Source organism: Pseudonocardia sp. Ae331_Ps2 (genome assembly GCF_001932405.1).
In the GTDB taxonomy this organism is placed as follows: Bacteria; Actinomycetota; Actinomycetes; order Mycobacteriales; family Pseudonocardiaceae; genus Pseudonocardia.
The window spans coordinates 1,449,915-1,459,084 of sequence record NZ_MCIM01000001.1 but is presented as its reverse complement, the minus strand read 5'-3'; the positions used below and the strand labels follow the sequence as shown (position 1 = coordinate 1,459,084).

7 protein-coding genes are annotated in these 9,170 nt (G+C 73.2%); 5 read left to right on the top strand and 2 right to left on the bottom strand.

What is annotated here, in order from left to right:
* Positions 1–205 precede the first annotated feature (205 nt).
* From Ae331Ps2_RS06885 to Ae331Ps2_RS06865, 5 genes are all read left to right on the top strand, one after another.
* Entirely contained in the window at positions 206–1,069 is an 864-nt protein-coding gene (locus tag Ae331Ps2_RS06885; protein ID WP_075310016.1) for an ATP-binding protein, read from the top strand.
* 82 nt (positions 1,070–1,151) lie between these two features.
* Complete coding sequence (locus tag Ae331Ps2_RS06880; protein ID WP_249265629.1) at positions 1,152–4,082, top strand: FAD-binding and (Fe-S)-binding domain-containing protein; 2,931 nt, start codon at positions 1,152–1,154, stop codon at positions 4,080–4,082.
* Between the two features lie 86 nt (positions 4,083–4,168).
* Positions 4,169–5,014 (top strand): patatin-like phospholipase family protein, encoded by an 846-nt coding sequence (locus Ae331Ps2_RS06875; protein ID WP_075310018.1) that lies wholly within the window; start codon positions 4,169–4,171, stop codon positions 5,012–5,014.
* A 76-nt stretch (positions 5,015–5,090) separates the two neighbouring features.
* On the top strand, positions 5,091–5,915 hold the full coding sequence (locus tag Ae331Ps2_RS06870) for an aldo/keto reductase (RefSeq protein ID WP_075310020.1): 825 nt from the start codon (positions 5,091–5,093) through the stop codon (positions 5,913–5,915).
* Between the two features lie 186 nt (positions 5,916–6,101).
* Entirely contained in the window at positions 6,102–6,419 is a 318-nt protein-coding gene (locus tag Ae331Ps2_RS06865) for an adhesin (protein ID WP_043279789.1), read from the top strand.
* A gap of 66 nt (positions 6,420–6,485) precedes the next feature.
* On the opposite strand, the gene Ae331Ps2_RS06860 is transcribed toward Ae331Ps2_RS06865, so the two are convergent.
* Both Ae331Ps2_RS06860 and Ae331Ps2_RS06855 read right to left on the bottom strand, forming a co-directional pair.
* On the bottom strand, positions 6,486–8,132 hold the full coding sequence (locus tag Ae331Ps2_RS06860; protein ID WP_075310022.1) for an ABC-F family ATP-binding cassette domain-containing protein: 1,647 nt from the start codon (positions 8,130–8,132) through the stop codon (positions 6,486–6,488).
* Positions 8,133–8,152: 20 nt separating this feature from the next.
* A complete protein-coding gene (locus Ae331Ps2_RS06855) occupies positions 8,153–8,887 on the bottom strand; it encodes a dienelactone hydrolase family protein (RefSeq protein WP_075310024.1) in 735 nt (244 codons plus the stop codon).
* Positions 8,888–9,170 lie beyond the last annotated feature (283 nt).

Sequence of the window (9,170 nt, the reverse complement as noted above, 5' to 3'; positions counted from 1 at the left end):
GAGGACAGCGGTGTAGGTGACAGGATCAGACATGCAGGACCTCGGTGACGGTGTCGATCTGTGCTGGACCGAACCGATCTACCGGGGTCCTGCCCCGTTCCCGCTCATCTCACCACCCTCGGCGTGTCGCCACGACCTGCCACCCCGCTACTGAGAACACCTCAATCTCACCGGTGGACAACAGCTGCAGGTCCAGGACTTTCCGATGGCCGCCGTGCGTGAAGCCGTCATGAACGCAGTGGCTCACGGAGACCACCGGACCGGCCGACCCATCCAGGTCGAACATTCGCCGGACTGGTTGACGATCACCTCGCCCGGTCCCCTTGTGGCGGGCGTGACTCCGGAGAACATCCTGCGTCACCCTCACCGGGCCCGGTTCCGATCGTTGTTCGGAGCGCTCCGCCATCTCGGGCTGGTGGAGCAGGTGGGGCTCGGGGTGGACCGCATGTACCGGGAGATGCTCAGGGTGGGCCGCAATCCCCCGAGAATCACGGAGGACCGCGACCAGGTCTCGGTGACTTTCGTCTCCGATCAGCCGAATATGAGGGTCGCACGGTATGTGAACCAACTCGGTCCGGAGCGGCGGGACGACCTGGATGTCCTGCTGATCCTCGCCGTCCTTCGCCGCAGGCGCAGCGTCGCGGCCTCCGCCGTGGCATCTGTCATCCAGCGTTCGCTCGACGACACGCAGGCTTTGCTGCGCCGGCTGGCGGAGGGAGAGGCCGCCGTTCTGGAACCGACTCAGGGGACCGCTCATCGGAGGCAGCCCAACTACCGGCTCCGCGGCCCCGTGCTTGCTGAGCTGGGATCCGCCGTCGCGTACCACCGAGCCCCGAGTGACGAGCGGGACCGCAAGATCGTCGAGCACGTCCAAGAGTACGGGTCGATCAACAACAGAACGGTGCAGAACCTGTTCGACGTGGACGTCCACCGCGGCTCCGCGATCCTTCGAGAGCTCGTGGAGCGAGGCGTCGTCATCCGTACCTCCGAGCAGACTCGGGGAAACGCGGTGAGGTACAGCCCAGGCCCAGAGTTCCCGGTCTCGGCTCGCCGCCGGCGGGAGCGGTAGTTGTCGGTGACCCGGGTAGCGTCGTGACGGCGCCGGCCACGAGCAGTTCCCGTGGATCGGAGCCCGTGCCGAGAGGAGCCCCGTGACCACCGACAGCGCCGCGCGTCCCACCACCGCGAGGAGCGAAGGCGGATCGCGTTCGACCACCGCGTACCGCGCCCTGGAGAACGACCTGCGTGCCGCCATCGGCGGGGAGGTCCGGTTCGACGCGGGCAGCCGTGCGATGTGGTCGGCGGACGCCTCGAACTACCGGGGCGTCCCGATCGGCGTGATCGCCCCGCGCGACGCCGCCGACGTCGAGGCCGCCATGGCCGTGTGCCGCGCGCACGACGTCCCGGTCATGCCGGTCGGGTCCCGCACCTCCATCGCGGGCCAGGCCGTCAACACCGCGGTCGCGATGGACTTCCGCACGCACATGGACGCGATCCTGTCCGTGGACCCCGACGCCCGCACCGCGACCGTGCAGCCCGGCGCCGTCTGCGACGCCGTGCGCGACGCCGGCAAGCCGCACGGGCTGACGTTCGGCCCGGACCCGTCGACGCACAACCGCTGCTCGATCGGCGGCATGATCGGCAACAACGCCTGCGGCTCGCACTCGGTGGCCTGGGGCAAGACCGTCGACAACGTCCGCGAGCTGGAGGTCCTCACCTACCGCGGTGAGCGGATCGTCCTCGGCGGCGAGGGCACCGAGACCGGCGCGATCCCGGACGCGCTGCGCGCACTCGGGACGAGGGTCGCCGGCGACGTCGAGAAGCACGTGCCCGAGCTGACCCGGCGGGTGTCGGGCTACAACCTCGACCAGCTCGTGCCGGGGAACGTGAACCTGGCGAAGGCACTGGTCGGCACCGAGGGGACCTGCGCGACGATCCTGTCCGCGACCGTCGACCTGGTCGAGTCCCCGCCCGCCCGTGCGCTGGCCGTGCTCGGCTTCCCGGACGCCTACCATGCCGCGGACAACGTGATGATCGTCCGCGAGCAGAAGCCGCTGACCATCGAGGGCATGGACGCCGGGCTGATCGCCTCGCTGCGGGCGCTGCGCCCCGACGAGACGACCAGCCGGATGCTGCCCGAGGGCAAGGGCTGGCTCTACGTCGAGACCGGCGGCGCCACCCGCGCCGAGGCCGAGGCCGCCGCGCAGGCCGTCGTCGACGCGATGAAGGCCTACACGACCGGCGCCGTCGTCGTCGGTGAGCCGAAGCAGATGGCCGCGCTGTGGAAGGTCCGAGAGGAGGGCGCCGGGCTGCTGACCCGCTCGCCCGAGGGCGGCGAGGCCTGGCCCGGCTGGGAGGACGCCGCCGTCCCGCCGGAGCGCTTCGGCGCCTACCTGCGCGAGTTCGACAAGGTCCTGGAGTCCCACGGCCGCAAGGGCATCTACTACGGCCACTTCGGCGACGGCTGCCTGCACGTGCGGATCGACTTCGACCTGCTCACCAAGCCCGGTGTGCAGAACTTCCGCGACTTCATGATCGCGGCCGCGGACCTCGTCGTCGCGCACGGCGGGTCGCTGTCCGGCGAGCACGGCGACGGCCAGGCCCGCGCCGAGCTTCTCCCGCGGATGTACCCGCCGCAGATCATCACCGCCTTCGAGGACTTCAAGGGGATCTGGGACCCGGACGACCGGATGAACCCGGGTCGCGTCGTGCGCCCGGCGACGATGGACGAGAACCTGCGCGTCCAGCTCGGCATGCCCACCATGCCGGACGAGCCGAAGCTGGCCTTCGGCCACGACCGCGGCAGCTTCCACCGGGCGACCCGGCGCTGCCTGGGTGTCGGCAAGTGCGCCGTCGACACCGGCTCCGGGGTGATGTGCCCCAGCTGGAACGTGACCAAGGAGGAGAAGCACTCCACCCGCGGCCGCGCCCGGCTGCTGTTCGAGATGGCGAACGGCGAGATCATCACCGCCGGCTGGCAGTCCGACGAGGTCGCCGAGTCGCTCGACCTGTGCCTGTCCTGCAAGGGCTGCAAGTCCGACTGCCCGGTCGGGGTCGACATGGCCTCGTACAAGACCGAGTTCCTCGCGAACCGCTACCACCGGAAGCTGCGCCCGCGCACGCACTACTCGATGGGTGCGCTCCCGCGCTGGCTGCGCGCGGTCGGGGTGCTGCCGGCCGCGGCCGTCGACGGGCTGAACCGGCTCGCGCAGGTCCCGTTCCTGGCGAAGGTCGCGAAGAAGGCGGGTGGCATCGACGCCCGCCGCGCCATCCCGCCGATCGCCCGGGAGACCTACACCGCCCAGGCCGCCCGCGGGCTGCCCATGTCGACGGTGCCGGACCTCGGTGTTCCGCCCGGCAGCCGCGGCCCGCTGCTGCTGTGGACCGACACCTTCACCGACCACTTCGACCCGGAGATCGCCGCCGATGCCGTCGCGGTGCTGACCGGGCTCGGGTACCGGGTGGAGCTGCCCCCGCGCAACGTCTGCTGCGGCCTGACCTGGACCTCCACCGGCCAGGTCACCGCGGCCCGCCGGGTGCTGGCGCGCAGCCTGCGCGCGATCGGCCCGGCGCTCGACGCCGGGATCCCGGTCGTCGGGCTGGAGCCGTCCTGCACCGCGGCGCTGCGCAGCGACGCCGCCGAGCTCCTGCCCGACGAGCCCCGGGTGAAGGCCCTGAAGAACCAGGTGTCGACCTTCGCCGAGCTGCTGGCCCGGCATGCCGACGAGCTGTCCGCCGTCGCGGGCGAGGGCAACGGCGCGGCGCTGGTGCAGATCCACTGCCACCAGCACGCCGAGCTGGGCTCCCAGCCCGACCGCGCGGTGCTCGCGGCACTCGGCGTCGACGCCACCGTGCTCGACTCCGGCTGCTGCGGTCTGGCCGGCAACTTCGGCTTCGAGGACGGCCACTACGACGTCTCGATGGCGTGTGCCGAGCGGGCCCTGCTGCCCGCGGTCCGGGCCGCCGACGAGTCCGTGGCCCTGCTGGCCGACGGCTACTCCTGCCGCACCCAGGTCCGCCAGGCCGGCGAACGGGAGCCGGTGCACCTGGCCCAGATCGCGTACCGCGCCCTGCGAGGGTGATCGTCGGGAGTGAGGGGCCCGGTGCCGGATCCGGAACCGGACCCCTCACCCGTGGTGATCATGCAGGGCGCCGACGAGGAGGACCCATGTCCGACGACCGACGGGCGCTGGTGCTGGGCGGCGGCGGGCTGACCGGCATCGCCTGGATGTACGGGCTGCTGGCCGGGCTCCTCGCCGACGGCGTCGACCTGCGGGACGCCGACCTCGTCGTCGGGACCTCGGCGGGGTCGGTGGTGGGCGCCAACCTGGCGGTCGGGCGTGACCCGGCCGCGCTCGCGCAGACCCAGCTCGCCCCGCCGTCCGGGGAGATCGCCGCGACCCTCGGGCTGCGGCTCGCGGTCCGCTACGGTCTCGCCGCGCTCGCCGGCCCGCGCGACGCGACCCGGGTGCGGGCCCGGATCGGCCGCCTCGCCCTCGACGCCGAGACGGTGCCGGAGGCGGATCGGATCGCGGTGATCCGGTCCCGGCTGGACGGCGCCGACTGGCCTGCCGACCGGGACCTGCGGGTGACCGCCGTCGACGCCCACACCGGCGCGTTCCGGGCCTTCGGCCGTGACGACGGCGTCGAGCTCGCCACCGCGGTCGCCGCCAGCTGCGCGGTGCCCGGCGTCTGGCCGCCGGTCACGGCCGCGGGCACCCGCTGGATCGACGGCGGGGCCCGCTCGGCCGCCAACGCCGACCTCGCCGCCGGGTACGGCCGGGTCGTCGTCATCGCGCCGCTCTCCCTGGGGCTCGGTGGGGCCGGGACACCGCGGGTGCAGGCCGAGGCGCTCGGCGCGCTGGCCCGGGTCGCCGTCGTCGAGCCCGACCGGCGTTCGCGCCGGGCGTTCGGGCGCAACCCCCTCGACCCGGCCCGCCGCCCCGCGTCGGCGCGGGCCGGCCGGGCGCAGGCGGCGGACGTCGCCGCCGAGGTCGCACGGGTCTGGCGCTGAGCCGGGCCCGCATTCCCGCCAGAGACGGATCCCACGGGCCGGTATGAGCGTGCGCCGGTGCGGGTAGCCGACGGACATGACTGTTCCCACGATCAAGCTGAACGACGGCCGGCAGATCTCGCAGCTGGGTTTCGGTGTCTTCCAGATCGAGCCCGGTGACACCGCGGACAAGGTCAAGGCGGCCCTGGACCTCGGCTACCGGCACATCGACACCGCGCAGATGTACGGCAACGAGGAGGGCGTCGGCAAGGCCGTCGCCGACTCCGGCATCCCGCGCGACGAGCTGTGGATCACCACCAAGCTGAACAACGACGGGCACAGCCGCGAGGCCGCGGTCCGCAAGCTCGACGAGAGCCTCACCAAGCTCGGCCTCGACCACGTGGACCTCTACCTGATCCACTGGCCGCAGCCGAAGCAGGACCGCTACGTCGAGACCTGGCAGGGCCTCGAGGACGCGCAGAAGGCGGGCAAGGCGCTGTCCATCGGCGTCTCGAACTTCCAGACCGACCACCTCGACCGGCTGGCGAAGGAGACCTCCACGGTCCCGGCGGTCAACCAGATCGAGTTCCACCCGCGCCTGGTGCAGCGCGAGCTGCGCGAGTACCTCCAGCAGCACGACATCGCGCTGGAGGCGTGGAGCCCGATCGGCCAGGGCAAGGGACTGCTCGAGGCGCCCGAGCTGACGGAGATCGCCCAGCGGGTCGGCAAGTCGGCCGCGCAGGTCGTGCTCCGCTGGCACATCCAGCTCGGGAACATCGTGTTCCCGAAGTCGAACAACCCGGAGCGCATCAAGGAGAACTTCGAGATCTTCGACTTCGCGCTGAGCGAGGACGACATCGCCGCGGTGGAGAAGCTCCACACCGGCAAGCGCATCGGCCCGGACCCCGACGACTTCGGCTGATCCGCGCCCCGCGACACCACGGCCCGGCACCCTCGCGCAGGGGCGCCGGGCCGTCGTCGTGACGGGGAGGGTGACGCGTGTCACTCCGGATGTTTCCGGTGGGCACGGCGCCGGTCGTCACCCGACGGGGGCCCGCCCCGGGGCGACCCGGTGGACGTGGGCGCACACGTCCGTACGGTGGGGACGATGTTGGCGATCACCGAGAACGCCGCCGAGGCGATCAAGACCCTGAGCACCGACGCCGAGCTGCCCGAGGACGGGGGCCTGCGCATCTCCGCGCCGGACCCGGCGCAGGGGCTGGAGCTGGCCCTCGCGCAGGCGGGCGACGCGCAGGACACCGTGCTGCGAGGGGAGGGCATCACCGTCTTCCTCGAGCCGGCCGCGGCCCAGCTGCTGGACGACAAGGTCCTCGACGTCCAGCCCGTGGCGACCGAGCAGGGCGAGCAGGAGCTGCGCTTCGCAATCGTCGAGCAGCCCGATGCTGCGGACGCCCCGCAGGCCTGACCCCACCCCGACCGCGCGTCGTGGCCCCACCGGACACCGGTGGGGCCACGGTCGTCCCGGAGCGACTCAGAGTTCGGTGACGGTCCCGTCGCGCACGTCCCAGCGGCGGGTGGCGCGCACCGTGTCGAGCATCCGCCGGTCGTGGGTCACCAGCAGGACGGTCCCGTCGAACTCCTCGACCGCCCGTTCCAGCTGCTCGATGGCGGGCAGGTCGAGGTGGTTGGTCGGCTCGTCGAGCACCAGCAGGTTCACCCCGCGTGCCTGGAGCAGCGCCAGCGCGGCGCGGGTCCGCTCACCGGGCGACAGCGACGCCGCCGTCCGCAGCACCTGGTCGGCGCCCAGGGAGAACTTCGCGAGCAGCGTCCGCACCTCGGACTCCGGCCAGTCCGGCACCTGCTCGCCGAAGGCGCGCAGCAGCGTCGCCTCCCCGAGGAAGGCCCCGCGGGCCTGGTCGATCTCGCCGACCAGCACCCCCGAGCCGAGACCGGCCGAACCCGAGTCCGGGGTGATCCGCCCCAGCAACAGCCCGAGCAGCGTCGACTTGCCCGCCCCGTTCGCACCGGTGACGACGACCCGGTCCGCCCAGCCCACCTGCACGGTGGCCGGGCCGAACGCGAAGTCACCGCGGCGCACGGCGGCGGCGTCGGCCCGCGCGACGACCGACCCGGACCGGGGCGCGGAGGCGATCTCCATCCGCAGCTCCCACTCCTTGCGGGGCTCCTCCACCACCTCCAGCCGCTCGATCGCCCGCTCGGTCTGCCGGGCCTTCGCGGCCTGCTTCTCGCTGGACTCCTGGCGCTGCGCGCGGACGTTCTTGTCCGGGTCCTTCGTCTTGCGCCGGGCGTTGCGCACGCCCTGGGCCATCCAGTTGCGCTGCATGACGGCGCGCTGCTGGAGGGACCCGAGCTTCCCTGCGTACTCCTCGTAGTCCTCGCGGGCGTGCCGCCGGGCCACCTCGCGCTCGGCGAGGTAGGACTCGTAACCGCCGTCGTAGACGTCGATCCGCTGCTGGACCAGGTCCAGCTCGACGATCCGGTTCACCGTGCGTGCCAGGAACTCCCGGTCGTGGCTGACCAGCACGGTCGGCGTGCCCTGCCGGGCGAGGCCGCCCACGAACCGCTCCAGCCGCTCCAGGCCGTCGAGGTCGAGGTCGTTGGTGGGCTCGTCGAGGAGCAGCAGGTCGTAGCGGGACAGCAGCAGCGCGGCGAGGTTCGCCCGCGCCGCCTGCCCACCGGACAGCCCGGTCATCGGGGCGTCCGGACCGACGGCCAGGCCCACCTCGCGCAGCACCTCCCCGGAGCGCTCGTCGAGGTCGGCGCCACCGAGGGCCAGCCAGCGGTCCAGCGCGGCGGCGTAGCGGTCGTCGGCGCCGGGGGTGCCCGACGCCAGCCCCTCCGCCTCGGCGTCCATCGTCGCCTGCGCGTCGGCGACGCCGGTCCGGCGCGCCAGGAACCCGGCGACCGTCTCCCCAGGACGCCGGTCGGGCTCCTGCGGCAGGTGCCCGACGGTCGCGTCGGGCGGGGCCAGCGTCAGCGACCCGTCGTCCGCGGGCCGCGAGCCGGCCAGCACCGTCAGCAGGGTGGACTTGCCGGCGCCGTTGGCACCGACCAGCCCGATGACGTCGCCGGGTGCGACGACGAGGTCCAGCCCGGAGAACAGGGGGCGGTCGCCGTGGCCCGCGGCCAGGCCCGTCACGTGAAGGGTCGCGCTCATGTCGAGCGCAGACGCTACCCCTACAGGTTCGCCCCGAAGAGGCGGTGCAGGGCCTCCCAGTGCCGCTGCTCGGCGTCGTCGTCGTGGGTGGGGGCGTCCGGCACCGCGAAACCGTGCGCGGCCGGGTAGGTCTCCAGGGTCGCCGACACCCCGGCGGCGGAGAACGCGTCGGCGAGGCGCTGCTTCTGCTCGTCGGGGAAGGAGGAGTCGTCGGTCGCGCTGGCCACGTACACCTCGGCCCGGATGCGGTCGGCGAGTCGGTGCACGCTGGTCGGGTCGTCGGTGGCGAGGTTGCCGCCGTGGAACGACGCCGCGGCCGCGACCCGCTCCGGCTGGGTCGCCGCGGTGCGCAGGCTCATCACCCCGCCCATGCAGTAGCCGGTGGTGCCGACCGCCCTGCCGTGGACCTCGGGGCGCGCCAGCAGCGCGGTCACCCAGGCCTCGGCGTCGACCGCCACGAGCTCGGGCGTCAGCGACCGCACCATGCCCATCAGCCGTTCCCGCTCGGGCTGGTCGGAGAACACGGTGGCGAAGTCGAACGGGGCCCAGTCGCCGTGCCGGTGGTAGACGTCGGGCAGCAGCACCGCGTAGCCCAGCGACGCCAGGTGTGCGGCCATGTCGTGGATGGCCGGCCGGACACCGCCGGCGTCGGGGTAGAGGAGCACGCCCGGCCACGGGCCGTCGCCGTCGGGGGTGTGCAGGACGGCGGCGGCGTCGCCGTCGGGGGTGCTGATCGTGAAGTCGGTGCGTGGCACGTCTCCGGCCTCCCGGGGGTGAGCGACGGGTCGACCCCGTTCTACGCCCCCGTTCTACGCCCGGCGAACCGCGTCCCGCCGGGGCGCGACGCGGTTCGGGCGGTACGTACCGGATCAGGTCCCCGGGCGGCGCGGTCCTGGTCGCCCGGGACCCGCGGTGTTCCGGCCTGCCGGGCTCGGACACGGTCCCTCCCCATCGACGGACTTCTGCGCCTGCGTCACGGTAGGGCCCTCGTGGGGCGATTTCACCGGTTCCGGCCGGATCGGTACCGGCCTGGTGCGG

Bases quoted from the DNA above. Each gene is read 5' to 3' on its own strand.
- Ae331Ps2_RS06885 (WP_075310016.1), top strand. From the start codon at position 206: ATGGCCGCCGTGCGTGAAGCCGTCATGAACGCAGTGGCTCACGGAGAC.
- Ae331Ps2_RS06865 (WP_043279789.1), top strand. From the start codon at position 6,102: ATGTTGGCGATCACCGAGAACGCCGCCGAGGCGATCAAGACCCTGAGC.
- Ae331Ps2_RS06860 (WP_075310022.1), bottom strand. From the start codon at position 8,132: ATGAGCGCGACCCTTCACGTGACGGGCCTGGCCGCGGGCCACGGCGAC.
- Ae331Ps2_RS06875 (WP_075310018.1), top strand. From the start codon at position 4,169: ATGTCCGACGACCGACGGGCGCTGGTGCTGGGCGGCGGCGGGCTGACC.
- Ae331Ps2_RS06870 (WP_075310020.1), top strand. From the start codon at position 5,091: ATGACTGTTCCCACGATCAAGCTGAACGACGGCCGGCAGATCTCGCAG.